The following is a 25645-nucleotide window of genomic DNA, read 5'->3' as shown; positions in this document are numbered from 1 at the left end:
CGGCCAGAAGTGATCGCGACAAGACAAGGAGATGACCGATGAGACCGATTCCCACCGACAGGGGCGACTGCCCGTTCGACCCGCCCACCGGCATGGCCGACGAGGCGCTCGGCAAGGTACGCCTGGCCACCGGCGACGACGTGTGGCTGGTGGCCCGCCATCACCTGGTCAGGCAGGTGCTGGCCGACACCCGCTTCAGTTCGGAGCTCGACGGAGGTCTGCGCGGTGTGCCGCTGCATGCCGTACGGCCGGAGCCTGGGATGTTCATCCAGATGGACCCGCCCGAGCACACGCGGCTGCGACGGATGCTGACCGGGCGGTTCACCGTCCAGCGGATGAACAGGCTGCGCCCGCAGATCGAGCAGATCGTCGCCGACCAGCTCGACGTGCTGGAGCAGCAGCCCAGGCCCGCGGACCTGGTGGCGAACTTCGCGCTGCCGATCCCGTCGCTGGTGATCTGTGAGCTGCTGGGCGTGCCGTACGAGGATCGCCAGGAGTTCCAGCACGCCGCCGCCCTGCTGGTGGACCTCACCGGCAGCCCGGAGGAGCTCGAGGCTGGGATGCTGCGGCTCGGTGAGTACCTCCTGGAACTGATTGCCCGCAAACGGGTCGAACCAGGCGAAGGGCTGATCGATGAGCTGCTCGACAGCGGGTTGCGTGACGAGGAACTGGTCGGGATCGCGGTCGTGTCGCTGATCGCCGGTCACGAGACCACGGCCAACATGCTCGGTCTCGGCACGCTGGCGCTCCTGCAGCACCCCGAACAACTCGCCCTGGTACGGCGAAGCCCCGAGACGGCCAGGACCGCGGTGGACGAGCTGCTGCGCTACCTGTCGATCATCGACACCGTCATGCTCAGGAGAGCGTCCATCGACCTGGAGCTCGACGGACAGGTGATTCCCGAGGGCGACTTCGTGAGCTGCTCCCTGGCCTCCGCCAACCGCGACCCGGCCCTGCTCGAGCGGCCCGGCGAGCTGGACGTGACCAGGCCGAAGACGCCGCACGTGGCGTTCGGGTTCGGGCCCCACCAGTGCCTCGGCCAGAACCTCGCCCGGCTGGAGATGGAGATCGCCTACCCGGCGCTGTTCCGGCGGCTTCCGAAGCTGCGGCTGGCCGTACCTCTGTCGGAGGTGCCGTTCAAGAAGGACGTGGCGGTCTACGGAGTGCACCGACTGGAGGTGGAATGGTGATCACGGTGGACCAGGGGCGGTGCGCTTCGTCCGGGCAGTGCGTGCTGTCCGCGCCGCAGGTGTTCGCGCAGGACGAGGAGGACGGGCGCGTGGTGCTGCTCGACGAGCAGGCCACGGGCCAGCAGGTACGGCGGGCCGCGACGGGCTGCCCCACGCAGGCGATCAGACTGGCGTAGGCGGCGCCCTCGCGCCGGTCGGCATCGGCGCGAGGGCAGCGCCTGCTCCAACGCGGCCCACCAGCGCCGGCACGCCAGCCCCACCACCCGACTCGACCTCGAGTCCCAAGTCCTCTTCGCCCCAGAACCGGCCGCTCGCTCGCCGCTGCGGGTGTTCTTCGGCACCGAGGGGCTGCGGATGACCAAGCAGGCCTACGTCGAGCGGCTCAAGAGGTGGGCCGACTGGGAGGAGCTGTCAGCGGCGGCTCACTGACTGCTTGGCCTCCTGGCTGTTCGGCCCGGACGCCCCTCGGCGTCCGGGCCGCGGTCAGCCACAGGCCGGTGAAGACGGCGCAGGCCAGCGTCACGGCACCCGCCGCGAGGAAGGCGCTGTTGAGGCCGGATTCGAAGGAGGCGCCGCCGGACTCCCGCGTGTGGACGATCGCCCCGAGCACCGCCACTCCGAGCACCGCGCCGATCTGCCGGGTGGTGCTGCTGACGCCCGAGGCGAGGCCGCCCTCCTGCGGGCTGACCGCCTGGATGGCGGCCCCGGTCAGCGGCGACATGGTGAGAGCGAACCCGATGCCGACGACCGCCAGCCGCCACCACACGTTCCCGTAGCCGGTATCGGCGTGGACGAAGCCCAGCGCCAGCAGCCCCAGCCCGGCCAGGGCCAGGCCGATGCCGACGACGACACGGAAGCCGTACCTGGCCGCGAACCGGCCCGCGTACGGGCTGACGATCACCATGGCCAGCGAGGTGGGCAGGGTCCGCAGCCCGGCGGCCAGGATCGAAGTGCCCTGGACGTAGACGAAGAACTGGGAGAAGAAGAACGACGATCCCATCAGCGCGAACCCGACCACGACCATCGCCGTGTTGGACACCGTGAACAGCCGCTGGCGGAACAGCCGGAGCGGCAGCATCGGCGTCGACACACGACCCTCGACCACGACGAACGCGGCCAGGAGCACCAGTCCGGCGGCGAAGCTGCCCAGGATCACCGGCGAGGTCCAGCCTCGGGAACCGCCCTCGATCAGGCCGTAGGTCACAGCGCCCACGCCCGCGGCGGACAGGACCGTGCCGGGGACGTCGATCGGCGGCGCGCTCGGGTTGCGGGACTCCCCCAGCACGCGCAGCCCGGCCAGCAGCAGGACCGCCCCGATGGGCACGTTGACCAGGAAGATGGCGGGCCAGCCGAAGGACTCCACCAGTATTCCGCCCGCCAGCGGTCCGGCGGCCAGGCCGAGGCCGCTGAATCCGGCCCACAACCCGATCGCCCTGACGCGCTCTCCCGGGGCGGGATACGCGGCGGTGAGCAGCGCCAGTGAGGCGGGGCTCAGCGCCGCGGCCCCGACGCCCTGCAGCACCCGCCCGGCGATCAGCCAGCCGATCGAGGGCGCGAGCGCACACAGTACCGACGCGGCCGTGAACACCGCCACCCCGGCCAGGAACACCCGCCTGCGGCCGAACCGGTCGGCGAAGACGCCGCCCGACAGCAGCAGCATGGCCACCAGCAGCACGTAGGCGTCGACGATCCACTGCAGGCCGGTCAGCCCGGTGTGGAGCCGCTGCTGCATGTCGGGCAGGGCGGCGCCGACGATCGTGTTGTCGAGCAGCACCATGAACTGACCTACGCAGGTCAGGGCGAGCAACGCTTTCACATACATCCCTTCTTAAAGCAGTTCGTGACTGCGTTAACGTAGACCCTCGAAGGCTCTAACGCAAGTCTCGACTGCGTTAAGGTGGTGGGCATGGATGAGCAGGGGCGGGCCAGGCGGCCCGGCGGGCGCAGCGCCCGGGTCCGCGCGTCAGTGCACCAGGCCGTTACCGAGCTGGTCAGGGAGCGCGGCTACGGAAACTTCACCATCGGCGACATCGCGGCCCGCGCGGGCGTGGCCGACACCAGCCTCTACCGCCGGTGGGGCAACCTCCAGGCCCTGCTCAGCGATGTGCTGCTGACCCGGCTCAACGCGCAGTCGCCGATGCCTGACACCGGCAGCCTGGCCGGCGACCTGCGGACCCACGCCGCCAACGTGGCCCGCGAGGTCACCGGCCCCGACGGCCTGGCGCTGGTGCGGCTGACCCTCGCGCTGTCAGGCGAGGGTCAGCAGGGCCTTCAGGCGCGCGACGAGCTCCTGGCCGACCGCACCAGGCAGTTGCAGGCCGTGCTCGACCGCGCCCGCGACCGCGGCGAGGACCCGCCTGACGTACTGGAGGTGCTGGACCATCTCCTGGCGCCGATCTACATGCGCGTCCTGTTCGGCGCGGGCCCGCTCACCCCTGACTACCTCGACGGGTTGGTCGACCGGTTGCTCGCCTGATCCAGTCCGTCGCGCCATCTCTTCGGTGACAGGGAACCCCTGCGCGCGCATGAACTCCACCACCGTCTCCACCGCGGCCGCCAGCCTCTCGCGCGGCACCACCTGGGGTGCCGGTAACGCCCATATCACCAGCCACAAACGGGCGATCCTTACCGAGATTCCCAGCCGCGGCGCCGTGGCCAGCTTCCTGCTGCTGATGGCCGAGCGGTTCGCCCGCAAGCGCCTGCACGTGCCGGCCTACGTGGAGGGCAAGGACACCTCCGGCACACTTCCACCTGGCGAGCGGGTTGAGGCAGCGACCCGGGGCGGAGCTGGTCACGAATGTGCTGAAGCCGCTACCCCGTCCTGTCACTGAGGAAGCATCAGCCAGGGAGCGGCTGTTCGTCACTGAGCTGAGCGGCCAAGATATCGGCGCAGGGCTTCTCGCCCACCTGGAACGAAGGGCCCTCGATTGACCACCTTCCGCAGTTCGAGCTCCGTGAGCCAGGCATGCCAAGCGATCTCGGACGGATCTGGAGCCAATGGCTCGGCGTGCGAGCACGAGGGCGAGGGTGAGCAGGCCCACGCTGCCGCTATCGGTGAGCGGGAAGATGACGAGGGCGGAGCCGGCGGCCAGCGCGCCCGCCAGGACGATCGGCCGGCGGCCTACTCGGTCCGACAGGCCCGACCAGCCGAGGATGCCGGCGACCGCGATCGCGGAGGAGAGCGTCAGGCCGTTGAGCACCTGTTGGCGGGCGAAGCCGGCCTGCACGCCGTACGAGACGAGGAAGGTCGTGAGCGTGCCCTGCAGGACGAACGGTGACAGGCCCACGCCGATAGACAGCAAAAGTGTCCTGGGGTGGTGGCGCAGCACGTCCAGCAGCGGCGCGGACCCGGGGCTCGGGGGCTTGGCGAGCGGTGGCGAAGACGAGGGTCTCCTCGACCCGCGCGCGGACGAACAGGCCGATGGCCAGCAGGACGACGCTGATCAAGAACGGGATGCGCCAGCCCCAGCTGAGGAACGCCTGCTCGTCCGTGAGCGCGGCGCTGCCGTTGAGCGCCGCGGTCGACAGCAGCATGCCGAACGGGGCTCCGGCGTTGGTGACCGCGCCTGGCTGGTCGCGCGCTGGAACCGTCGTTCGGGTTGGCCGGGAGGGACAGGCGGTCGTGCGCGCCGGCGGTCAGCGGTCGCCTCCGGCGGGGGTGCTCAGGCCCTGCTACCGGGACGCCTCAGGTGTTCTTCTCGTCTGCCGGAACGGGCGTGTTCTGCATACGGCTGTACTCCAGCAGATCTTCTTCGTCGATCACCTCGCCCGCGGGCGGAGCGGCGATGACGAGGTCGAATCCCCAGTCGGTGTAGCGCGTGTCGCTCCGCTTGACCAGCGGATCTTTCCCCTCTCCCACGGTATCAGCGGTGATCAGGCGCTTGAGGACACCGTCACGGTCGGCCCAGAGTTGCCAAGAGATCTTCCCTTTGCTCTTCTCGTCGATGCGCTTACCCGAGCTCCAGTTGCTGAAGTGGCCCTTGGAGACCTTGTTCAGCTCCTGGTAGCTCATGGTGCCCCGGTAAACGAAACCGCCGGAGACGGGCTTGCTCGTCGAACGCTTCAGCACGGCCTTCATCATGGACGGGTCGTACACGTTGATCGGCTGCAGGCTGGCGTCCTGGGCCATGTCCCGGGCCATGCGTCCCCTGTGGTTGTTCGGGAACCGGATCCACTTCCTGCCGTCGGGGACCGGCCCGGGGTACTGGTCGGCGTCGTCGTACACGTCTTCACCGACGCGGATCACATGGTAGGGATCCGGCTTCTTGGGCGGGACTCCCTCGACCTTCGGCAGGGGAAGGTCCCACCAGGTGAAATCCGCAGCCGCCGGACCCGTGGGGGCGAGCTGGAGACCACCGCTGATCCGGATCCCGCTCCCGGAGATCTTCGACTTCCCGCCATAGAAGTAGCGGTTGGTCTCGGCGATCCGAACGCCATGCTCGTTCCGGAGCTGCCGCTTGAGCGCGCGCGCCGGATCGGGAGCGCTTGCCTGCGCGGCGGCGGGACTCGTGGCAATCGGTACGGACGCGATCAGCACGGCGACCGCTAGGGTAACCCACCGTCTCATGGGTCATTTGTCCTGTTCTTGGGCTTTAAGGCATTCGGCGGAAAGGTGAAGCTCACCGGAGATCGTAACGGGTGTGTCCCGCCGGATACCTGCTCCGGTTTGGGTGGTGTGGCCGGAAGCTGCGGCGCGGCTGTAGGCCTGGTAGGGGAAAGGCGAGGCCTCGGGTGGTGGGCCGTACCCAAAGCGCGGCCCGATTTCGATGTAGGTGTCATCGATTCTCCACACCGGGCGGCTTTTAGTAGTCGGACATATGTGACAAGTAAGAGTGGCGCGTACTTGCCAGACAGGTACAGCGGTCTTCAGGCATGTCAGGTGCACTGCCTCGCTACGCCACATTCGGTCCGATCCTTCGGACGCCCAATCAGGAACGGGATGTCACGCCAAGCCGCTTCCGCCCGGCCCGCTTAACGCGAGTTTTCGTTCGTATGCTGCTCAACCCCCGGCACATAGCGTGGACGGCAGCGTCCGACGGTACGCCCTTGCGCGTTCGTTGTGCGTACGATCGCCGGCACGGCCGGGTCTCCGCCTCCGAGGGGTTCAGCCCCGGCCAGGCTGCTGAGAGAGCTCCCGGTCCCAGTCGACCGTCTGCGCCCACTCCAGGTAGGAGTGCCAGCCCACCTCCGGGAACTCCGCGTGCAGCGCGGCGATGTCGGTGTGTACCCGGTTGTCCTCAAAACTCTGGAACATGTCAGCGATCTCATCCCCGGCCCACTGACGGATCATCGGGATGGGAATGTTCTCGTACGGCACGTCCGAACCAACGGCTTCGGACAGGAAGCCCGCCGCCTCGAGGGTGGTCACGCTGTCGGAGACGACGTCGATCGCTCTGCCGGACAGCTTGGCGGGGTTCTCGATCGCGTGGACGGCCATGCCGGCGATGTCCAGCACGGTGACCTGGTCGAGCTTGCGATCGGGAGAGAGCGGGAAGGCGTAGACGCCCTGGTTCAGCCGGGTCAGGCCCACATTGAGGGCGTTTTCCATGAAGTAGGCCGGCTGAACGCTGGTGAAAGTGGTGCCCTGCTTGATGAGGTATCGGTGCACGACCTGCTTGGCGGAGGCGTGCTCGACAGTGAAGTCGACCTCGCTCGCCGCCCCCTTGACCGAGGAGTACACCAGGTGCGCGTCCACCGCCCTCGCCGCGTCGGCGAGGGCACGGCCCTGGGCGATTTCCTCGGCGGCGCCGTTCTGGCCGAAGGGGACGGTCAGCCCGAAGATCGCATCCAGACCCTTCGCCGCCTTGGTGAGGGCTTCGCGGTCGGCGAGATCGCCGGTCATGAGGCGGACGCCCTGTGCGGCGAGCGCGTCCGCCGCCGGTGTCGCAGGGTCGCGGACGTAGGCGACGGGCTCATGGCCGTGCTTGAGCAGGCGTGCGACGACGGCTCCGCCCTGGCGGCCGGTGGCTCCTGCGACGAGGACACGGATCATGGATACTCCTTAATCAATCAATTGAATGATTTCATGCATGAGGACGAGCCTCATGCGTGCCGTACGCCCAGAAAGGCAGAGAGAGCCTCACTCACCTGTTGCCGGTACTCCTCCGACAGCGGATCCACGCCATAGATCCCCTCGATCACCTGCGGAAGCGCAACCGGGGCGAAGGCGAGCAGGAAGGAGAGCAGCGTCACGAACTCAGCCGGGTGACCATCGCCGATCTCTCCCGCCGCCTGCCGCGCGCGCGTCTGCTCGACGGCGGCGGCGGCCACTGTGCGCCATTCCCGCGCCAGCGCTTCGGCGTCACCGGGGTAGTCCCCCAACGCCTGCCACACCACGAGACGGGCTCGCCGGGGATCACGCAAGGTGGCGTTCAACACCATGCGGAAGCTCTCCAGGAACGGCTCGGCCTTGCTTGCCGGCACCAGCTTCGAGCGCCGCTCCTGCCAGCCCGACAGCAGCTCCTCCAGCAGGCCTTCCTTGCCACCGAAATAGTAAGAGATCAGCTGCACGTTGATGCCCGCACGCTTGGCGATCGCCGCCGTGCGAGCACCGCTGTATCCCTTGGCGGCGAACTCGTCGAGGGCCGCATCAAGGATGCGCTCCCTCGTACGTGCCGCTTTGCTCGTCGCCTGAGGCTGATCTTCTGGCATGGACACACATTATCAATCAATCGCGTGATTACAACTGCTCAGAGGGTGGGGTCCCGGTAGCAACGAAGAAATTTCCAACGAAGCAGCACCTGACCTGCGGCAACAGAGTGTCCTGCAGATGAGGTCTCAGTTCGATGACGGTGGTGGGCCACGGGCTCACCGCTTCGCCGGGTCCTGCTCGTCGTGGTCGCGCAAAAGACGGTGGCGGGTGAGGGGCGCCAGCCATTCTTCTTGCCCTGGGTGATGACGAGGCGGGCGGGCGATCTCGCGGAGGCTGAGGTCTTGCTCGCGCAGGCGCAGGGCCATGGACGGCATGGCCGTGGGTCGGTGACAGTGGCGCCGCCGATGGCCCTTGCCGCGGCTACGGGCGGATTCGCGGCCTTCCAGGGTGCGGTCGCGGATGTATTCGCGTTCCATCCCCGACAGCGCGGCCAGCACGGTGAACACGCCCCGGACGCGTCGTGCGAGCCCTGCAGCTCACCGGTGAGGAACTCCAGGCCGATGCCCGCGGCGCTCAGTTGCTCGGCCAGGAGAGCTACCTCGACCCGGACACCGGCGTGCGCACCCGGGCGATTCCATCCCTGCGGTTTCCAGCGGCGCTGCGTGCGCTCAACCCGCATCGGGCCTGCCCCTCCTGCCGGAGCGGCATCATCGATCCACCGCTCTCCCGGCACCGGCCGTCCGCCCCCGGGAACTGCCCGTAGCCGCCATCGTGATCGTCTACCCGTCCCCTGAGGGCCGCGCCGAGCCTTCCGAGCATGGCAGTGACGGCTGCGGCGATCACCCTCCGTCCAGGTTCAAGACGGCGTCCAGGATGAAAAAGGCCGCTGAGAGTCGCTGACACGGCCGTTCGTCGCCGAACTCGCCCACCAGGTTGACCGAGGTCTCGTCGCCTGGCTCCACGGGAGCGTCCGGCCATGCGAGTACGGCGGCGTTGGCTCGGATTTTCGCCAGTAGGTCGTGGATGGTGGCCCTGTCGCGGGTCATACCGTCAGGCTGCCAGTGGCCAGGGCAAGAGGTGGCAAAACCGGTCGCGGCGTCGTATCGCTTCTCGCGCTGGGGGTAGCAGGCGGGACCATCACCATCACCATCACAGGGGGAAACGTGATCGGCACCCTGCACAAGATCGGCATCAAGTCCTCGCACATGTACGCCGCGGGCTTCGCTTCCATTGCCGCGTCACTCGCGTCGTGGTGGCTGTCGGCGAGCGCAGAGCCGGCGGGTATCGAGCGGGCCGACAGGTGGGGCATCTTCGTCGGCGAGTGGGCGCCCACGTTCTTCGCTCTCGGGCTGGCGCTACGGACGGAAGAAATTCACGCCATGGGCGACGGTCAAGTGCAGGCGAAGGCCGAGCGGGTTCCGCAAGGTGTCGGTGCGCCGCTCGGGTAGAGCAGCACGGATCGGCCGAGAGGCAGTTCGAGCGCGCGTTCGAGTAGGTAGGCGCGACCGGGTCGTGGCCGGGCGTGGGAGCCCGGTCGCCGCGACAAGATCCTGCTTCAGTGGACCACGTGGGCGCTGCGCTGGGGCCACGGCGGGCGCTCCACGTCGGCCGCGGCCACCCGGTTCGCGATCAGGGTGAACCATCGGACCCGGGCGGGACGACAGCTGGGCTGCGTCTCCCGGAAGCACGACTGGACCACGGTCACCGACGGGGTGAGCATCACCCCCAGACCCAGCCCGATCAGCAGCAGGCCGGGGGCGAAGGCCCGGGCACCGGGCTGCCAGGCGACCAGGCCCAACAGCACGGCGATGCCGGCGATCGTAACGACGAAGCCCGCCACGATAAGGGCGCGCTGGGCACGGCGGCGGGCCAGCCTCTCGGCGGCCAGTGAGGAACATCAGCGCGGCCATCACCAGCAGGAAGATCGTGATCGCGACCTGGGCACCCTGCACGGCGGTGTCCAGGTCCTCGCTGATGTCGTTGATCATCACGTTCATGTTGGAGCCGGCGAAGCTGCCTCGGGAACTCGATTCTGCAGGGTGTGGGTACGGCGCTGCCGATCCCGCTATGCGCCGCACTTGACCTGGCACCTACCGCCACCCCAGCTCACGGGCGGCGCGGTTGATCTGTGCCGCGGGCTTTCGACTTCAGTCGACTCTCCAGTCTTGCTTGCGCGGTGGATAGGCGAATGTCTGGGTGTCGGCCCAGCCCTGCGCAACGATGTGGTAGTCGTGTGCGGCCTCGCTGGCGGCGTGCAGGTGGCCGACGTCGAGCGTGTCGGCGGTCGTCCAGGTTCCGTCGACCTTCTGCTCGATGACGTAGCGGAATTCGTTGAAGCCCTCGGAGGAGGACACGAACGTGTTGGCGATGGTGAGAGAGCGTCGACCTGCGGTGAGAGTTCGCGGGATCTCGACGACCTGGTCCCTCCACTTGTAGATGCTGTCACCGGGCAGCGGTCGCCACACTCCGGCGAGGTTCCCGTTCACGGTGATGCTGGCGTGTTGCCAGGCGACCCCTACGTCCAGGCGGCGGACCAGCCGTACTCCGGTGTTGGATGGATCGATGGTCGCGGTGAACCGGCTTGACCCGCCAGGGCCGAACGCACGACCGTCATCGCTGATGATGTGGCCGGGATCCACAGGGCTGCCGAAACCGTCCGGCGTGATCCGTTCAGGCGTCTTCTGCTGATGGATGATGACGCTCAGAGCCGCCGCGACTGCCAGCGTCACCAAAACGGTCGGCATGAAGGCTTGGCGCCAACCTCTGCTGGGGATGCGGGCCGGCCCGGCCTGGCTCGGCTCGGCCGTCGGGGCGGCGGCGGACGGCGCTCCGCTGGAAGATTCGATCCCGGGGTTCTCCTCCGGCCTGGCGGGTATGCGGGCGACCCGTACCCGCTCCCATGCCTGTTCCCATGCCGGAAGCTGGTCTTCGGGCACCTGGCACGCCCGCAGGAAGGCCACCATCACGGCCTTCTTCGGGAAGCGTCGGCCGGCCAGCATGTCCGCACAGGTCGTCCGTGGCAGCCGGGTCGTGCCCGCCTTGTCCGCCCGCATCTCCAGTTCACGCAGGGAGGTATCGGCCCGCGCGAACTGCTCGGCCAGGGCCCTCACCAGACCCTCGTGACAGATCACCGTCTCCACCCCGGGTCGGGCCACCGGTTTGACGGCCCGGGGATCCTCGCCGCGTTCCGGATACTCGCGCATCACCCTCAACCGTTGCCCTTCCGCCTCGGGCCGTTCGGCCTCACTCAACCAACCTCTTCCTGTCGCAAAGTGTATGAGTGATTACCGTGAGTGTTCGAGGGGTGGTGTCGGCGGCTGCCTGCCGTCCGGTCCCGGCCGGCCGACCGGTGGTCGAGTCCGTCCGAGTCTGTCCGAGTCACTGTTGGACACCTCGGCTGCATGGCTTTGCTGACTCGTATGGCGGCCAACCGGCCCCGATACCAGTCAGGAGCCAGGGGGCCCTCGGTCAGCCTGGCGGCCCACAACTCCCCGTACAAGGAGAAGACCGTGAACACATCACGCACACTGCGGCGCCTCGCCGCGAAGACCATGATCGCCCTTGCTGCCACGGCCCTCTGGTCGGGAGCCGGTCTCATGACGGCCGGTGCGGCCGGGGCTCAGGCCGGCCCTCCTCCTGGCCTGCCCCGGATGCACGCCTACTGCCAGCACTTGGGGCACCTCAACTCGGTGGCCACCGACCCCGGCTCGGTATGGAGCTGGAGGTGCGTCGGGCACAGGGGCGAACATCACGGAATCAACATGCACGACGCCTGCCGGTGGCACTACGACGGAAGGCTCACGCGAGCCGCCTTCCACAACGTGAACGACGCGTTCTCCTGGTACTGCTACTGACCACTGGGTGGACGAGGATGTTCATCGAGTGCTGACAAGCAGCGGGCCCGTCGCCTGGCGAGGACGACCTGGGCCCCGCGTGCGGGGCGAGCGCCGCACGCGGGGCCTGGTCGCTGCCGCTGTGAGCCATAGGCCATAGGTGTACGAGGCAGTTGGAACCACCGGACAGCGCCACGGCCAGGGCCGATGCACGCTAGTGCGCCCGGCCTGCCGTGCCAGTGCCCGCCGGCACCGCCGGTACTGGCAGAAGGTGTTCGCCGCCGAGATGATCGCCACCATCAGGACGCACCTGCAGGAGCGGGTCGGGCGGCGCTGGCCGGTCTGCGGTGTCTGGTTCGCGCCCGGCGTCGGCATTCGCCGGGACGCGATCTACTGCTCGCCGCCCTGCCGTTCGGCGGCCTGGCGGGCCCGCCGACGCCTTTCCTCGGCCACACAGCCGCTCCGAGCCGTCACACCCGCTGGCCCCTGTGAGGGTTCGGGCACGCCTATACGTGGATGACCTCGGGTGATGCTGGACCAAGGCCGTCAGGAGGTCCTCGGGCATGGCCCCCCTTGTTGGCGATCAGGTCCCAGTCGATCGGCCGCTGCTTGAGCACCTTCTCCAGTTTCGGCCACGGCACCTGGTTCGCGGTCTGCGCCTAGAGCTGGATGGCGCCGATGTTCTTCAACCTGGGCAGCAGCTTGAACCCCAGCAGCTCGGTGAAGGCCAACCCGACCAGGGACGCGCCGTGCGTGTCGGTGTAGTCGGCCTCGATGCCGGCGTCGGTGCCGTGCCGCAACAACCCCTCGATCATCGCGCGACCTCCGAAGAGGAGCACGACTTGAGCTGGGAGTAGATGCACAGCCGGCCCTTGTCGACGTGCCAGTAGATCATGACGCCGGAGCCGCCGTACCGGGCGTGGAACTCGGTCATCAGGTCGGACTCCCAGGAGGCGAATCGTCGCGGGTGACGCGTACACCGCCGATGACGCCGTACGAGCGGACCCGGATCAGGGGACCGCCGGCCGAGGGGACGCCCGGGGCGATGTGCCGATCGCCGAACAGGCTGAAGCCCTCGATCTCGACGCGCGCGTCGGCCGGCACTCGGAGCCGCACACCGCCGAAGAGGGCGACTTTGGTGAGGGTCAGACCGGAGGTGGCGCGCACGTCGGCGCCGCCGATCGGGGTGACGACGACGGTGTCGGAAGAGATCTGACCCTTGTGGCCGCCCAGGAGGGAGATGCGGTAGTTCGTCATGTATTGAACGGTAGAAAATCGCCGGTCGCGGCATAAGTGCCGGCCGTCGTGACCTCAACCGTGACGATCGTCATACCAGCCAGCCCTTCCGCTCGGCGATCTCCACCGCCTCCGTCCTGGTCCTGGCGCCGAGCTTCTGGATCGCGGCGGACAGGTGGTTTCGTACGGTGCCGGGCGACAGGTACAGGTCGCGGGCGATGTCGGCGATCGTGCCGTGCCCGCGGGCGGCGGCCAGGATCTCGGTCTCCCGGGGAGTCAGCGGCGAGGCGCCCTCGCTCAACGCGGCGATCGCCAGGGACGGGTCGATCACCCGCTGCCCGGCCGCGACCTTGCGGATGGCGTCGGCGAGCTCGGTGATGGGCGCGTCCTTCAGCAGGAAGCCGGCGGCGCCTGCGGCCAGCGCGGCGTGCAGGTAGCCGGTACGGCCGAACGTGGTCACGATGACGACCTTGGTCTCGGGCACGGCCTGCGCCAGCCGCCGGGCCGCCTCCAGACCGTCGATGCCGGGCATCTCGATGTCCAGCAGCGCGAGATCGGGCCGAAACGCCTCGCAGGCGCCCACCACCTCGTCACCGCGGCCGACGTCGGCGACGACCTCGATGTCCGGCTCCAGCCCCAGCAGGGTCGCCATGGCGCCGCGGAACATCGTCTGGTCCTCGGCGAGCAGCACTCTGATCGTCATGATGCCCTCCAGGGGATCGTCATGATGCCCTCCAGGGGATCGTCATGATGCCTCCAGGGGGACGGCGACACGGAGCCGGAAGCCGCCTTCCGGCCGCCGGCCGACGCTGAGCTCGCCGTCGAGGGCGGCGGCCCGCTCCGACAGCCCGGCCAGGCCGTTGCCGGCCGCCGGACGGCCGCCGTCGCCGGGGGCCGTCCGAGTAGGTCCCGCGCCGTCGTCGCGGACCTCGACGGCGGCCCGGCGCGGCTCCAGCGTCAGCGTGATCGCGCAGGTCCGGGCCCGGCTGTGCCGCAGGACGTTGGTGACGGCCTCGCGTACGGCCCAGGCCAGCAGCCCTTCGACGGGCACCGGCAGGCCCCAGCTGTCCGGTACGGACACCGTGCACTCGATCCCGGCCGAGCGGGCGGCCGAGACCGCTCCCGAGATCTCGGCGGCCAGCGTCGGCTGCTTGTAGTTCGTCACGGCCTGGCGCACCTCGGCCAGCGCGCGGCGTACCACGGAGTCGACGTCGGCCAGTTCGGCGTCGGCGCGCCCGGCGTCGAGCGGGACCAGCCTTCTGGCCAGTTCGGTCTTCACCGCCACCACCGACAGGCTGTGGCCCACCAGGTCGTGCAGGTCTCTTGCGATGCGGTTGCGCTCCTCCACCACGGCCATCCTGGCCAGCTCGCGCCGCGTCTCCCGCAGTTCCTCGATGAGGTCGGCGGTCCGCCTGCTCTGCGCGGCGAAGATGCCTGGCAGCAGGACGAACGCGCCCAGCGCGCCGGCCGCGACCGGATCGTCGCCGTGGACCAGGGCCAGTGCCATGCCCGCCAGGCTGATCCCGGCCGCCTCCTTGATCCGCAGATCCCGGCCGGCCTGCCTGGTCGCCCAGGTGGCCACCACGATCCAGTGCCAGCCCGCCCACGCCTCCAGCGTCAGGCACGCCGCGACGAGCACGAGGTAGCGCTCGCGTGTGGGGCGTACCGCGACCAGCCCGCCCAGCACGACGACGCCGAGTGCCCACCCGGCGGCCAGGACGCGGCTCCAGAGCGCGGTGTGCTGGGCGAAGTGGTAGAACAGCGCCCATGCGGTGGCGCCGATCATCAGCAGCGACCGCACGTCGAAAGCCCCGGCGAGCAGGGCTCGCCGGGGACGCCACCACCTGCGCAGGCTCATCGGGCCGCCTGCCCCGGCCATCGCGTACGGCTCATCGCGTCAGGGACCTCCGCGTCGGCGACGTTCACCGGGCATGGGACTCCCGCCGCCACTGGACCAGCGTGGCCGCCGCGGCGGCGATGGCCCAGCCAGCCAGGACGGCCAGGCCGCCGGCCTGCGGACCGTGCCCGCCGATGATCGCGTATCCGGCCTGGACCAAGCTGTAGGTGGGCAGGTAGGGCTGGATCGCGGCCAGCGCGGCGGGCAGCGTACCCGAGCCGATGACGCCGCCCAGCGCGGCCAGGGCGAAGAAGATCACCACCAGCCCGATCTGCGCCGTCTTGCCCTTGAGCGTGAGGGCGAGGCTGAGACCGAGGAGCGCGAAGGGCAGCGAGCCGAGCACGAGCTGGCCGAGCAACGCCGCCCATTGCCCGGCGGCCAGGTGAACCCCGCCGACGGTCACAGCGGCGACCCCGACCCCCGCCACTCCCGGGACGATCATCAGCATGCCCTGCACGATCTTCCCGGCCAGCCAGTGCCGATCGGCCAGCGGCGTGACCTTGAGCTGCCGCAGCCAGCCGCGCATCCGATCCTCCGCGACCCCGCCTCCGGAACCGATCAGCCCTCCGCCCGCGGCGGCGTAGACGGCCATGGCGACCATGGCGAACGCCGAGTCGGAGGTCCTGCCGTAGATCAGGTAGAGCCCGACGGGCATGACCACGAGCAGGAGCAGGTATCGGATATTCCGGAGAGCCCGGAAGATCTCAAACCTCACGAAGCTGAACATTACGCACTCCTCTGGTGGATGTCAGTAGGTCAGCGCTTGGCGAAGGTGAGCTGGAGCAGGGCCTCTTCCAGGCCGGCGCCCGAGACCTTGCCACTGTGATTTCCGGACCGCGACTGATTCCGAACCCGGCTGATCCTCCGGCGGCCGACGACGGCGTCGAGGAAGTCCGGCAGCACCTGTTCCCAGCGCGGCGCCGCCAGCAGATCACCGATGCCGTGCACGGCTCGTGCGCCGTTCTCGACGCCGACCCCGTCGGGGTGGAGCAGGACGTGACCGGTAGCAGCGTCGATGACCGCGCGCTCGATGCCGACGCCGTCCAGGCCGGTGATCTCGGTGTCCAGGACGACCGCGGCACCAAATTCCAGGTCGGCGCAGGCCCGGCGGATGACGTCGCCGGCCGCGGTGGACAGGGTGATGCGGTCGGTAGCGGTTAGCGGTCACCGGTGAGGGGACGTATCGGACCTGGGGATGGCTCGGCGTTACTGTGCGGGCTTGTGCCGGTCAGCCGTGACGGGCCGGAACCGGGGATGGGGGGCTCTCGTCCCGCGTGCCAGGCCCGCCGCTGCGGCGGCCGTCGGATCGGAAGGGGCATCATGCGGATGCGGTGGGAGGCGTTCTTGTCCGCGATCCAGGAGCGCGGCGAATATCCCTCGCGGGAGGAGGCGGAGCAGGCCTCCCGCGTCGTCTTGGCCCTGCTGGGCGCGCACCTGGTGGGCGAGGTGCGCAACGAGCTGGCCGCCTGGCTCCCCGAGACGCTGGCGCTGGTCCTGCTCAACCCCCTGCCGGCCTACGAACCGCTGACGCCCGAGCGGTTCGTCCGGGCGACCGCGGCCTGGATCGAGGGCGCCACGGAGAAGACCGCGACGTGGGACGTCAGCGCCGTGCTCAGCGTCGTGGCCGACACCGCGGGCGAGGACCTGATGAAGCGGATCCTGCTGCAGCTCCCGCCCGGCTACGACCTGCTGTTCGGCCGCCCACAGCCAATCTGACGACATGCCCTCCGCAGAGGGGTTCAGCGCACGGCGCCGGGCGGAGGTTGCGCCGTGGACGTGCACGAGGCAGCCCGCGTGGGAGCGGCTCACCGAGCGGGAACCCCCGTACGTCGCCGCCGAGCGCACCGAGGACTACTCAAAGGGCCCGTACCTGAGCAGCTCGCCGAGACACTGGCCGAGCACGACCGGCTGACGTTCGTCGCCAACCAGGTTCCCGTGCCTGCCAAGCGGGAATCGGCCCGGATCGCGGTACGGCCGAACAAGGCCGCCGACGCCTACGACGCTGCGCTCGCACGCTACCGGACGGTCCTGGACGCTCAGACGCTGGTGCTCACGGGCCTGTACCAGGCAGCCTGCGTGCGGTTCGCGCTCGCCGCCGCCGTGGTCGAAGCGTGCGATTGCGGCGATGACTGCGCTTGGCTGCCCGATGACGGGCGCGCCCTGGCCGCCGAGGCCACCGCGCCCGGTCCGTGTCTCGGTGTGCGAGCCGTGCGCGGACCTCCTCACGCCCACCCCGACCGATCACGAGCCCCCGGACCCCGATCTGTGACCTTCTTCTTCGCCCTGCCCGGCCCAGACGGCAAGAAGCTGGAGCGCTGTTTGGGCGGGTGATCCTTCCTCGGCGGTGTGCACGATCAGGGCCAATCCAGGATCGTCCGGCAGCCGCAGGGTCTCGTAGGTGAGCTCGATCTCGCCGACCAGCGGATGCCGATACCGGTAGTGCCCGTGTCTTTTGTCCCTCACCTCATGCTCAGCCCAGATTTCACGGAACTCGGCGCTGACGCTGGAAAGCTCGTCGATCAGGGTCTGGGTGGACGGGGGGACCGGTCGGTGGGCGGCGTCCATCCGGAGGAAGCCCGCGACGTCGCGGGCCCGCGCCCGCCAGTCGGCGAACAAGTTGCGCACGCCCTCGTCCAGGAACACCAGCCGGGCCATGTTGCGCTCTGCGGCGGGGATGGCGCCGAAGTCGGTGATCAATGCTGCCGCCAGTCGGTTCCAGGCCAGCACGTTGGTGTTGCGGTCGACCAGGTAGGCAGGGGCGTTGTCGATCGAGGCCAGCAACCGGCGAATGCTCGGCCGCAGGGGCGGGCGGTCGTCCGCGGTCTCGGGGGGCGCGGCGGGCGCAGGGCGGGCCAGCCGGTGCAGGTGCGCGCGTTCGGCCGGATCGAGTCGCAACGCACGGGCTACCGCGTCGAGGACCTCCACTGAGAAATGCAGGGTGCGTCCCTGCTCCAGCCGGATGTAGTGGTCGACGCTGACTCCGGCCAGTTGGGCCAGTTCCTCGCGGCGCAGTCCAGGGACCCGGCGCCGCGCCCCGTAGGAGGACAGGCCGAGCTCCTCGGGCCGGAGCCGGGCCCGACGGGATCGGAGGAACTCCCCCAGCTCGGCGCGTCGATCCAAGACCATGCCTCCTAGTATCACCGGCCGAGACCCAAGTGATCCTGGTCAGGGTGTGCCTAGGCAGTGCTGGGCACTGTCTGAGCCGCCGTGAAACGCCGAGGGTGGGAACCCACCGGAACGGTTCCGGCTTTCCGATTCACAGGAGCGCATCACTCATGACTGTCCTACTTGGCCGTACCGGCATGGAGATCACCCGATTGGGCTTTGGTTCGTGGGCCGTGTCGGGCTCGGGCTGGACCTTCAGCTGGGGCGCCACCGACGACGCCGAGTCGGTCGCCGCGATCCGCCACGCGCTGGACGCGGGCGTCAACTGGATCGACACCGCCGCGGTGTACGGCCTGGGCCACTCGGAGGAACTGGTCGGCAAAGCTATCGCCGACCTGCCCCAAGCCGACCGCCCGTACATCTTCACCAAGGTCGGCCTGGTCTGGGACCCCGACAACCCGTCGGCCGCACCTCGGCGGATCATGAAGCCCGCCAGCGTCCGTCGCGAACTCGAGGACTCGCTGCGGCGGCTGGGCGTCGACCACATCGACCTGTACCAGGTGCACTACCCCGACACCGGCGAGTCGCTGGAGTACGCCGGTGGCGGTTTCGGGGCGGTGTCGCCCAACGCCACGCCGCTGGAGGAGTACTGGCAGGTCATGGCCGATTTGAAGGCCGAGGGCAAGGTCCGGGCGATCGGGCTGTCCAATCACGCGCCCGACCTGCTCGAAGCCGCCGAGCAGATCGCCCATGTCGACGTCATCCAGCCCCCGTTCTCGGCGATCAACCGATCGTCCGCGGCCGAGATCGCCTGGGCACGCGCGCATGAGACCGGCGTGATCACCTATTCGCCGCTTCAGTCCGGCCTCCTCACCGGGGCCTTCTCCGCCGAGCGCGTGGCCGGCCTGCCCGCCGAGGACTGGCGGACCGCGCACGCCGACTTCACGACCGGCCTGACCGCCAACCTCCAGCTCGCCGAGGCGCTGTGGCCGATCGCCGAACGCCGTGGCCGTACCGTGGCCGAAGTGGCCATCGCCTGGGTGCTCGCCTGGCCCGGCATCACCGGAGCCATCGTCGGCGCACGCAAGACCGCCCAGGTGGACGGCTGGATCGGCGCGGGATCGTTCGAGCTGACCTCTGCCGACATCGAGGAGATCGCCACCGCGATCACGGTCTCCGGCGCGGGCAGCGGCCCCGCCCGCCACGCATGAAGGAGACCGGGGCCATGTCTCTCGTCGTCATCGCTGAGTTCCTCGCCGCACCCGGGCAACACGACCGGCTCCGCACAGCGCTGGAGGCCATGATCGAACCATCCCTGGACGAACCCGGCTGCATGGCCTACCAGCCCTACACCGATCCCAACAACCCCGCCCGCATGGTGGTCGTCGAGCAATGGGCCAACCGGCAAGCCCTCGACGAACACTTCACCACCCCCCACCTCCACCACGCTCGGCAGGTACTCGACCAGATCCTCGCCGAACCCCTGACCATTCGGACGTTGGTCGAAGCCCCGACCGTATGAACGAGCCACCGCCGGGCACGCATCCCGTGCCCGGCGACGGCCTGTTCCGGCAAGCCGTCTGCACAGCTGATCGGCGGCGGGAAACGATCACCCGTCTGTGGGAAGCGATCTGTAACTCACTTCGTCGTCCCAGGTCAGTGAAACTCGAGAACACCCCCAGCGGTGTGACGAAACCCCGCGGTGCAGCATCTGCCACCAGACGACCCCCCGGCTACTGCTCCCGAGCCTGCCAGCAACGCGCCTATCGCAACCGATCAAAAGAGACAGCCCGCCCTGTGCATCGCTGACGACGGACCGGTGTGTGCACAGGACTTTGGACATCTGTCCAGCCGACTTCGGAAATCGACACATTGGTGAGGTGACGACCTGGGGCGGAGATCTTCAAAAACTCGCTTCAATAACCTCCGGTCTTCAATAACTCCGGAGACCGTTTTCTGAGAGGATCCGGGGTGTGACGAGCGCTCCCCTGTCTCGATTCCCGTAGTCCTCTGCACTGATTCCCGAAGTCCAGTTCACTGATCTGACGCGCCTCGATCTCCGCGCTTCGCGGTTGAGGGTCGCTTTTTGGTTTTCGGGGCGGCCGGATCTCAGTGGGTACGGCGCGGCGGGGCGAGGATGCCGGTGATCTCGGCGACGGCCTCGGCCAGGCTCTGGTCGGCGCACCACTGCCAGGCGACCGTCTGCTGGTGAAAGCGGCCGAGCGCGCCATTGGCCGCCTGCGCGGGGCTGGTGGCGGGCAGGGCCAGGCCTGCCGTCACGGTCTCGACCGTCAGCAGCGCCCTCATCGTGTTCACGCGTATTTCCTTGTGTTGGTGTGTATCACCAACGTAGGGATGGGCGGGGGCGCGGTTCGATCCCGCGGGCTGGCCGGCCGATGGTGCTGGCTACCGCACCACCATCGGCCGGCCAGCCCGCAGGAAGGAGGGTTAGGGCAGCGGGGTGGCTGCCTCGACCCGGTTGAGGTGCACGATCACGTCGAAGGCCGCTCCCAGGGCCAGCGGCCGGTTGAACTGCTCGGGCACGTAGGTGGCCGGGATGGTGAAGGTCGGACGGGCGGTGTCCAGCCACGCTCGGGTGGACGGGGTACGGCCGGCGCGGCGCAGGTCCACGTAGTAGTCGCGGTAGCGTACCCGGTCCAGGACGGCCTCGCTGCTGTCCGGGACGGGGGCGCCGGTGTCGAAGACGGCGACCTGGCCGGTCTTGGGGTCGATGGCGCGGAAGCGGCCGCTGTGGATGGTGGTGCCGATCGCCACATAGGAGGTGCCGGCCAGGGAGCGCAGGACGGCGCCCTGGGTGACCGGGTACTGGTGGGGCCAGGCCGAGACGTAGCCGATGTGCCCGTTGTGCGCGGCCGCCACGGTCTTGGTGCCGGTGTGGCGCTGCCACCACACGGTGTTCTCGGCCATGGCCCGGTCACGGTGACGGTGCAGGGCCGACCCGTCCAGTGCGTACATGGTGGTCATCTGGACGATGACGCGGGCCTCCTGCAGGACCGTCGGGCTCACCTTTCCGCTGTCGTCCAGCAGGCGGTAGGCGGCCTGAGCGTCGCCGGCCAGGGCGGCGCGCTGCTCGGCCGGCAGTGTGGCCAGGGCGTTCATCCGTTCGGCCACCCCGGCGGGCAGGGCGAGCAGGCCCGCGTAGCGGCGACGCAGTTCGGGCTCCAGCGACGGCTCGTGCTTCTCGGCCCAGGCGAGGATGCGCCGGTACTGCTCGGGGTGGACGTCGCCGATGTCGAATCCCATCACGCGCAGCTTGCGTGAGGCGGTGCGGTTGTAGTCGCGCATCCACTCATACAGGTCCATCCATTCCTGGGTCTTCCACGCGCCGTAGGACTGCTGGAACTCCTCGGCCATGATCGTGCGCAGGTCGCCCTTGCCGGTGCGCACGTACGCGTCCAGGCGGACGCCGGCCGACCAGGTCGCCTCCAGCGCCAGCGTGGTGAAGCCCTGGGTCTGCACTAGGTGCCGGAACATCCGGTGCCGCAGCGTGAACAGCTCCTTCGAGCCGTGCGTGACCTCGCCGATCCCCACGATGGTGGCGCCCTTGGTCATCGCCGACAACGCCCGCAGGTCGCGGGACTGACCGCTCGGGACGGTGCCGCGCAGTTCCTGGGCGTTGCGCTCAAGGTCCGCCACCACCCGCTCCTGGCCGGCGCCGACGGCCGCCGTGGAGACGCCGGCGGGGGCGGGGGTGGCGAACGCCGGAGCGCTCAGGCTCGTCAGACAGGCCGCCAGCGCCAGGGTGACCGGCACGGTACGACGCAGAGTGTTGCTCGACAAGACAGATCCTTACGTTGGGTGTCGGATGAAGCAATCACCAACGTAGGGAGCGGCGCGGGCGGTTTCGATCCCGCCCGCTGGCCGGTCGATGGTGGTGCTGGCTACCGCACGCCGCCCGCGGTCCAGCTCACAAGGCCGTTTCCCTGAGGCCGGGTGGCAGAGGCCGCTTCAGGCGCCGAGGTAGCGCAGCACGGCGGCGACCCTGCGGTCCATACGGTCGCTGGGAGCCAGGCCGAGCTTGGCGAAGATGTTGCGGATGTGCTTGTGCACCGCCCCCTCGGTGATCACCATCTTGTCGGCGATGGCCAGGTTGCCCAGTCCTTCGGCCATCAGCGCGAGCACCTCACGTTCACGCGGGGTGAACTCCTCCAGGGGGTCGCGGCGGCGGGTGAACAGCTGGGCCACCACGTCCGGGTCGATGGCGGTGCCGCCACCGGCGACCCGGTTCAGCGCCTCCAGGAACTGCTCGACCTTGCCGACCCGCTCCTTGAGCAGATAGCCGACCCCGTGCGTGCCGTCGGCCAGCAGGTCGGTCGCGAACGCCTGCTCGACGTGCGCCGACAGCACCAGGACCCCCAGGCCCGGCTGCAGGCGCTTGGCCGCCACGGCCGCCCGGATGCCCTCGTCCGTGTGGGTGGGCGGCATGCGCACATCCACCACCGCCACATCGGGCCGGTGCTCTTCGACCGCGGCCAGAAACCCCTCGGGGTCGCTCGCGGCCGCGGCCACCTCGATGCCCTCCCCGCTCAGCAACAGCACCAGGCCCTCGCGCAGCAGCGCGTCATCCTCAGCGATCACGACTCGCACGGCAGTTCCACCTCGATCACAGTCGGCCCCCCATCGGGGCTGGTCAGCGTCATTGTTCCGTCATGGGCCTCGACGCGGCGGCGGACGCCGGCCAGCCCGGTGCCCGCGTCATCGCGGGCACCGCCCTTGCCGTCGTCACGCACCTGGACGCGCAGCACCGGGCCGACACGTTCGACGAGGACCTCCGCGTGCTGGGCGCCGCTGTGTTTGCCCACGTTGGTCAGCGCCTCGGCCACGGTGAAGTAGGCGGCGCTCTCCACCGACAACGGCACCACGGCGAGCTCACCCACCCGCACCCGGCAGGGCACCGAGCATCCGGCGGCCAGCGCGTCCAGCGCGCCGGCCAGCCCCTTGTCCTCCAGGATCGGCGGCAAGATCGCGCGCACCACGCCGCGCAGCTCCGCCAACGCCTGCTCGGCCGCGCTCCTGGCACGCTCCAGGGCGTGCGCGGCCCGGGCGGGATCGCGCTGCAGAGCACGCTCGGCCGCGGCCACCGTGACCACGACCGCGTTCAGCCGGTTCTGCGCGCCGTCGTGCAGGGCCCGCTCGATCCGGCGCAGTTCGACGGCGTGCGCGCGCAGCGCCCCCGCGCGGGTCACGGTCAGCTGCGCGATGCGTTGCGACAAGTCGATCGAGGCGTGCGGGACCAGCAGTTTCCTGGCGGGCAGCGCCTGCAGGCGCGCCAGCGCAGGGAAGAGGCGGATCAGGGCGACCACGACGGCCAGGCCGATCACCGAGGTGGCGATCGCGCCCGGCCAGGTGGTGACCGGGACGGCGAAGTTGGTGAGCTGATCCTCGCGCGCCAGAAACTGCCAGTAGACCGGGTAGGTGACTTCCCGCAGCGCCGCCACCGGCATGAGCAGCCCGATCAGGCCGCAGGCCGGGCCCACCACGGCGTAGAGGACCAGCCAGCCCAGATCGCGCCAGGTCGCCGGGTCGGCACGGGCCGCCCGCATCCTGGCAGCCCAGCCTCGGGGCAACTGCTCGGCAGACATCTGGTACGGGCTGACGATCTCGACACCCGCGCCGGCCAGGCGCCTGCGTTCCCACTCGGCCGCGCCCCTGGTCATCGCGATCATCGCCGGCACCAGCGCCAGCCCGACCCCGACCAGGCTCAACGCGGCCACCACCAGCCAGCACAGCGCGACGACGACGGCCATGAACGCGGTGCCCAGCCCTCCGGCCAGCCGTTCCAGACTTTCAAGGATTCCCCGCAACACGGGCGCCATGGTAGGTGAAAGGGGACACATCTTGCTCCAGCCCGCTGTACCACGGCTCGGCAGCGTGCGGGATTTCCGCAGATCGGGCCCGTTTCTAGGGTTCTGGCCATGACCGACCCCTATCGCATCTCCAGCCCTGACTCCGACCGCGCCACGCCGCGGCCCACCACCTCCCGGCACGCAGCGCGCAAGCACGCGCTGAGCAAAGGCGCTCTCGCGCTGCGCGCCCTGCTCTGGCTCGTCCTGATGGCCAGCGCGGTCGTCAACCTGATCGCCAACAGCATCGGCCGCGCCTGGCCGCTCGGCCTGGCCTCGGGCGGCGTCGCCGTCGCGTGCATCGCCGCCCTCATCGTGCACCACGTGAGCAGGCGCAAGGCATGAACCACGTCGTCACCCTCACCGGCGTCACCAAGAAGTAGGCCCACTGCTCGGATAGCTATCACCGAAGGAAGGGCAGGGGCGTTCCCGCAGGTCGCAGTGTGTAGCCGATCCTCACTGGGGGCCGGGTTTCGGTCCAGGTGTTCGGGGATGAGTCCGGCCCAGGGCTGCGCGATAACGCGATGAGCGACGTCTCCCCAGCTCACAACGCCGAGTCCTGGAGCACCCGCGGGCCCACGCCGAGACCGTGCCGGAGCAGACAGGAGACCTGTATCTCGTAGCACCCCGCCAGGCGCTCCAGCCAGGAGGTCAGTGCCTCTCCCGGGGCGGGTGCCGGATGCATCGGCCACCGCCGCAGCGTCAGGTCGATCACGCCAGCTCGCGCTCGAACAGCCTCCGCCGCTCGCTCGGTCCGCTGGAGCCGACCAGCAGCAGGGTCCGGTCGTTGACGGCTTCCTCGCCGCAGGTGATCGCCGCGGCGGCCGCGCTGGTCAGCAGCGCGGTCAGCTCACCGATCGTGCCTTCACTGCGGGTGATGAGGTGTTCGGCCATCTCCGGTGTGGCGATCGGCGACGGCGAGCGCAGCGGGAACGCCGCGGCGAAGCTGGCCAGCAGTGACCGTGCCTCCTCATCGGTCTGCCATCGCGGCAGGACGAACGGCTCAAGCCGGTTCTCCAGCTGATCGTCCGATCGGATCGCCAGGTAGGCGTCCCGGGCGCCGACTCCCACCAGCGGGATCTTCAGCTGATGTCAGTGCCCCGCGGAGTGGATGCCAGTACGGCTCACACACGTTCGCTGGCCGGACCGCACCGCGTATCACCCCTGGTGTGTCGGCCAGCTGTCACGAGGTCGGCAAGATGCGCAGCACCTCGTCGATCTCGCGCGGAGGATCGGCCTGCCTGCGAGGTTCCAGCTGGCCAGTGACCGCGGGGCGCACCGCACATCGCCCCGGGGGTGCGGCGAGGGGGCGTCCGGCGGCTGTGAATACCCTGGGGTGCTCATTCGCACGTCCAACACGCCGGGGAGTCTCCACCGTGTCTCGCGCCGTCGCTTGCCTTCGCCTTCGAGATTCGGGCCCAGATCGCGCCGACGCTGCACATTGGCCACGGCGACGGGGAACGCACCGAGTTCACCCCGATCGTCGGCGGAACCGTCACCGGCCCGCGGCTGCGCGGCACGGTGCTCCCCGGAGGCGGTGACTGGCACAGCACCCGCGGCGAGGTGTGCGAGCTGGACGCGCGCTACCTGATCCAGGCCGACGACGGCGCGGTCATCGACATCGTCAACCGCGGCTACTACCGGCCTGGTCCGGAAAGCCCGGACCAGCACGACGAGGGCCTCCAGGTGACGCACGCCGGCCTCTACTACCGGACCTCGCCCGTCTTCCGTACCGACGCCGCCGCCCACCGATGGCTCGCCGAGACCGTGTTCGTCGGACTCGCCCGCCCCGAAGGCGAGAGCGAGGACGTCGTCGCGATCCGCATGTACGAGGTGCTCTAGCCCGCCCTGCGGCAGCGGAACGGCCGCCCTGTCGGTGTCCGTCCGTGACCGCCGGCTCGCTCCGGAGCTCAGGGGGCAGAAGCTGC

General features: G+C 69.5%; 31 protein-coding genes and 2 pseudogenes. 12 read left to right on the top strand and 21 right to left on the bottom strand.

Annotated elements, in window-relative coordinates:
- The first annotated feature begins 38 nt into the window (after positions 1 to 38).
- Together ACWDLG_RS39585 and ACWDLG_RS39580 are read left to right on the top strand one after the other, a co-directional pair.
- A complete protein-coding gene (locus ACWDLG_RS39585; RefSeq protein ID WP_449929921.1) occupies positions 39 to 1190 on the top strand; it encodes a cytochrome P450 in 1152 nt (383 codons plus the stop codon).
- Entirely contained in the window at positions 1184 to 1366 is a 183-nt protein-coding gene (locus ACWDLG_RS39580; protein ID WP_449929919.1) for a ferredoxin, read from the top strand. Before ACWDLG_RS39585 ends, ACWDLG_RS39580 begins: the two co-directional genes overlap by 7 nt.
- Positions 1367 to 1572: 206 nt before the next feature.
- Here the strand turns inward: ACWDLG_RS39580 and ACWDLG_RS39575 are convergent, their stop codons facing one another.
- Positions 1573 to 3006 carry an MFS transporter gene (locus ACWDLG_RS39575; protein ID WP_449929917.1) on the bottom strand — a complete coding sequence of 478 codons (1434 nt, stop codon included), beginning with the start codon at positions 3004 to 3006 and terminating at the stop codon, positions 1573 to 1575.
- Positions 3007 to 3096: 90 nt separating this feature from the next.
- Between ACWDLG_RS39575 and ACWDLG_RS39570 the strand changes: the two genes are divergently transcribed.
- Together ACWDLG_RS39570 and ACWDLG_RS39565 are read left to right on the top strand one after the other, a co-directional pair.
- Positions 3097 to 3666 (top strand): TetR/AcrR family transcriptional regulator, encoded by a 570-nt coding sequence (locus ACWDLG_RS39570; protein WP_449929915.1) that lies wholly within the window; start codon positions 3097 to 3099, stop codon positions 3664 to 3666.
- A gap of 49 nt (positions 3667 to 3715) precedes the next feature.
- Positions 3716 to 4021 (top strand): hypothetical protein, encoded by a 306-nt coding sequence (locus ACWDLG_RS39565; RefSeq protein WP_449929968.1) that lies wholly within the window; start codon positions 3716 to 3718, stop codon positions 4019 to 4021.
- A gap of 240 nt (positions 4022 to 4261) precedes the next feature.
- Here the strand turns inward: ACWDLG_RS39565 and ACWDLG_RS39560 are convergent.
- The 6 genes and pseudogenes from ACWDLG_RS39560 to ACWDLG_RS39535 form a co-directional block, all read right to left on the bottom strand.
- A pseudogene (locus tag ACWDLG_RS39560) lies at positions 4262 to 4519 on the bottom strand (MFS transporter); the annotation flags it as partial.
- Positions 4520 to 4875: 356 nt separating this feature from the next.
- Complete coding sequence (locus ACWDLG_RS39555; RefSeq protein WP_449929913.1) at positions 4876 to 5727, bottom strand: hypothetical protein; 852 nt, start codon at positions 5725 to 5727, stop codon at positions 4876 to 4878.
- A gap of 567 nt (positions 5728 to 6294) precedes the next feature.
- Positions 6295 to 7182 (bottom strand): NmrA family NAD(P)-binding protein, encoded by an 888-nt coding sequence (locus ACWDLG_RS39550; protein ID WP_449929911.1) that lies wholly within the window; start codon positions 7180 to 7182, stop codon positions 6295 to 6297.
- 50 nt (positions 7183 to 7232) lie between these two features.
- The gene (locus tag ACWDLG_RS39545) at positions 7233 to 7841 is read right to left on the bottom strand and encodes a TetR family transcriptional regulator (protein WP_449929909.1); all 609 of its coding nucleotides are present in this window, start codon (positions 7839 to 7841) and stop codon (positions 7233 to 7235) included.
- A gap of 156 nt (positions 7842 to 7997) precedes the next feature.
- Positions 7998 to 8288: a hypothetical protein gene (locus tag ACWDLG_RS39540; RefSeq protein ID WP_449929907.1), complete on the bottom strand. Its 291-nt coding sequence runs from the start codon at positions 8286 to 8288 to the stop codon at positions 7998 to 8000.
- Between the two features lie 333 nt (positions 8289 to 8621).
- A complete protein-coding gene (locus ACWDLG_RS39535; RefSeq protein WP_449929905.1) occupies positions 8622 to 8828 on the bottom strand; it encodes a hypothetical protein in 207 nt (68 codons plus the stop codon).
- Between the two features lie 117 nt (positions 8829 to 8945).
- Between ACWDLG_RS39535 and ACWDLG_RS39530 the strand changes: the two genes are divergently transcribed.
- A complete protein-coding gene (locus ACWDLG_RS39530) occupies positions 8946 to 9230 on the top strand; it encodes a hypothetical protein (protein WP_449929903.1) in 285 nt (94 codons plus the stop codon).
- Positions 9231 to 9337: 107 nt separating this feature from the next.
- On the opposite strand, the gene ACWDLG_RS39525 is transcribed toward ACWDLG_RS39530, so the two are convergent.
- Positions 9338 to 9622: a hypothetical protein gene (locus tag ACWDLG_RS39525; protein ID WP_449929901.1), complete on the bottom strand. Its 285-nt coding sequence runs from the start codon at positions 9620 to 9622 to the stop codon at positions 9338 to 9340.
- 307 nt (positions 9623 to 9929) lie between these two features.
- Positions 9930 to 11033, bottom strand: a complete 1104-nt coding sequence (locus ACWDLG_RS39520; RefSeq protein ID WP_449929899.1) for a hypothetical protein — start codon at positions 11031 to 11033, stop codon at positions 9930 to 9932.
- Between the two features lie 258 nt (positions 11034 to 11291).
- Between ACWDLG_RS39520 and ACWDLG_RS39515 the strand changes: the two genes are divergently transcribed.
- Complete coding sequence (locus ACWDLG_RS39515; RefSeq protein ID WP_449929897.1) at positions 11292 to 11636, top strand: hypothetical protein; 345 nt, start codon at positions 11292 to 11294, stop codon at positions 11634 to 11636.
- A gap of 650 nt (positions 11637 to 12286) precedes the next feature.
- Here the strand turns inward: ACWDLG_RS39515 and ACWDLG_RS39510 are convergent.
- From ACWDLG_RS39510 to ACWDLG_RS39490, 5 genes and pseudogenes are all read right to left on the bottom strand, one after another.
- Positions 12287 to 12555, bottom strand: a pseudogene (locus ACWDLG_RS39510) (Tn3 family transposase); the annotation flags it as partial.
- Positions 12549 to 12872: a hypothetical protein gene (locus ACWDLG_RS39505; protein ID WP_449929966.1), complete on the bottom strand. Its 324-nt coding sequence runs from the start codon at positions 12870 to 12872 to the stop codon at positions 12549 to 12551. The pseudogene ACWDLG_RS39510 and the gene ACWDLG_RS39505, both read right to left, overlap by 7 nt.
- 70 nt (positions 12873 to 12942) lie before the next feature.
- Positions 12943 to 13554, bottom strand: a complete 612-nt coding sequence (locus tag ACWDLG_RS39500) for a response regulator transcription factor (RefSeq protein ID WP_449929895.1) — start codon at positions 13552 to 13554, stop codon at positions 12943 to 12945.
- A gap of 42 nt (positions 13555 to 13596) precedes the next feature.
- The gene (locus tag ACWDLG_RS39495; protein WP_449929893.1) at positions 13597 to 14709 is read right to left on the bottom strand and encodes a sensor histidine kinase; all 1113 of its coding nucleotides are present in this window, start codon (positions 14707 to 14709) and stop codon (positions 13597 to 13599) included.
- 64 nt (positions 14710 to 14773) lie between these two features.
- On the bottom strand, positions 14774 to 15463 hold the full coding sequence (locus ACWDLG_RS39490; protein WP_449929891.1) for an ABC transporter permease: 690 nt from the start codon (positions 15461 to 15463) through the stop codon (positions 14774 to 14776).
- Positions 15464 to 15489: 26 nt separating this feature from the next.
- Here ACWDLG_RS39490 and ACWDLG_RS39485 point away from each other — a divergent pair, with 26 nt between their 5' ends.
- On the top strand, positions 15490 to 15909 hold the full coding sequence (locus tag ACWDLG_RS39485) for a hypothetical protein (protein ID WP_449929889.1): 420 nt from the start codon (positions 15490 to 15492) through the stop codon (positions 15907 to 15909).
- A gap of 183 nt (positions 15910 to 16092) precedes the next feature.
- Entirely contained in the window at positions 16093 to 16464 is a 372-nt protein-coding gene (locus tag ACWDLG_RS39480; RefSeq protein WP_449929887.1) for a DUF2267 domain-containing protein, read from the top strand.
- Between the two features lie 525 nt (positions 16465 to 16989).
- Here the strand turns inward: ACWDLG_RS39480 and ACWDLG_RS39475 are convergent.
- The gene (locus tag ACWDLG_RS39475) at positions 16990 to 17868 is read right to left on the bottom strand and encodes a helix-turn-helix transcriptional regulator (RefSeq protein ID WP_449929885.1); all 879 of its coding nucleotides are present in this window, start codon (positions 17866 to 17868) and stop codon (positions 16990 to 16992) included.
- 155 nt (positions 17869 to 18023) lie between these two features.
- On the opposite strand from ACWDLG_RS39475, the gene ACWDLG_RS39470 reads away from it, so the two are divergent.
- Both ACWDLG_RS39470 and ACWDLG_RS39465 read left to right on the top strand, forming a co-directional pair.
- Positions 18024 to 19064: an aldo/keto reductase gene (locus ACWDLG_RS39470; protein WP_449929883.1), complete on the top strand. Its 1041-nt coding sequence runs from the start codon at positions 18024 to 18026 to the stop codon at positions 19062 to 19064.
- Between the two features lie 14 nt (positions 19065 to 19078).
- Positions 19079 to 19375: a putative quinol monooxygenase gene (locus tag ACWDLG_RS39465; protein WP_449929881.1), complete on the top strand. Its 297-nt coding sequence runs from the start codon at positions 19079 to 19081 to the stop codon at positions 19373 to 19375.
- A gap of 587 nt (positions 19376 to 19962) precedes the next feature.
- Here the strand turns inward: ACWDLG_RS39465 and ACWDLG_RS39460 are convergent.
- The 4 genes from ACWDLG_RS39460 to ACWDLG_RS39445 all read right to left on the bottom strand — a co-directional run bounded on the left by ACWDLG_RS39460 (position 19963) and on the right by ACWDLG_RS39445 (position 23681).
- Positions 19963 to 20169: a hypothetical protein gene (locus ACWDLG_RS39460; RefSeq protein ID WP_449929879.1), complete on the bottom strand. Its 207-nt coding sequence runs from the start codon at positions 20167 to 20169 to the stop codon at positions 19963 to 19965.
- Between the two features lie 132 nt (positions 20170 to 20301).
- The gene (locus ACWDLG_RS39455; protein ID WP_449929877.1) at positions 20302 to 21654 is read right to left on the bottom strand and encodes an erythromycin esterase family protein; all 1353 of its coding nucleotides are present in this window, start codon (positions 21652 to 21654) and stop codon (positions 20302 to 20304) included.
- Between the two features lie 168 nt (positions 21655 to 21822).
- Positions 21823 to 22461, bottom strand: coding sequence for a response regulator transcription factor (locus ACWDLG_RS39450; protein ID WP_449929875.1), 639 nt, complete (start codon positions 22459 to 22461; stop codon positions 21823 to 21825).
- Positions 22449 to 23681 carry a sensor histidine kinase gene (locus ACWDLG_RS39445; protein WP_449929873.1) on the bottom strand — a complete coding sequence of 411 codons (1233 nt, stop codon included), beginning with the start codon at positions 23679 to 23681 and terminating at the stop codon, positions 22449 to 22451. The genes ACWDLG_RS39450 and ACWDLG_RS39445 overlap by 13 nt, the downstream gene beginning before the upstream one ends.
- Positions 23682 to 23789: 108 nt before the next feature.
- Between ACWDLG_RS39445 and ACWDLG_RS39440 the strand changes: the two genes are divergently transcribed.
- On the top strand, positions 23790 to 24062 hold the full coding sequence (locus tag ACWDLG_RS39440; RefSeq protein WP_449929871.1) for a hypothetical protein: 273 nt from the start codon (positions 23790 to 23792) through the stop codon (positions 24060 to 24062).
- 199 nt (positions 24063 to 24261) lie between these two features.
- On the opposite strand, the gene ACWDLG_RS39435 is transcribed toward ACWDLG_RS39440, so the two are convergent.
- Together ACWDLG_RS39435 and ACWDLG_RS39430 are read right to left on the bottom strand one after the other, a co-directional pair.
- On the bottom strand, positions 24262 to 24432 hold the full coding sequence (locus ACWDLG_RS39435) for a hypothetical protein (protein ID WP_449929869.1): 171 nt from the start codon (positions 24430 to 24432) through the stop codon (positions 24262 to 24264).
- Positions 24429 to 24797: a TniB family NTP-binding protein gene (locus ACWDLG_RS39430; protein WP_449929962.1), complete on the bottom strand. Its 369-nt coding sequence runs from the start codon at positions 24795 to 24797 to the stop codon at positions 24429 to 24431. The genes ACWDLG_RS39435 and ACWDLG_RS39430 overlap by 4 nt, the downstream gene beginning before the upstream one ends.
- Before the next feature lie 246 nt (positions 24798 to 25043).
- Between ACWDLG_RS39430 and ACWDLG_RS39425 the strand changes: the two genes are divergently transcribed.
- On the top strand, positions 25044 to 25559 hold the full coding sequence (locus tag ACWDLG_RS39425; protein ID WP_449929960.1) for a DUF3237 domain-containing protein: 516 nt from the start codon (positions 25044 to 25046) through the stop codon (positions 25557 to 25559).
- Positions 25560 to 25645: the final 86 nt, after the last annotated feature.

The sequence above is a fragment of the Nonomuraea sp. NPDC003727 genome (assembly GCF_053586935.1).
This window is presented reverse-complemented; position numbering and strand designations above follow the sequence as displayed.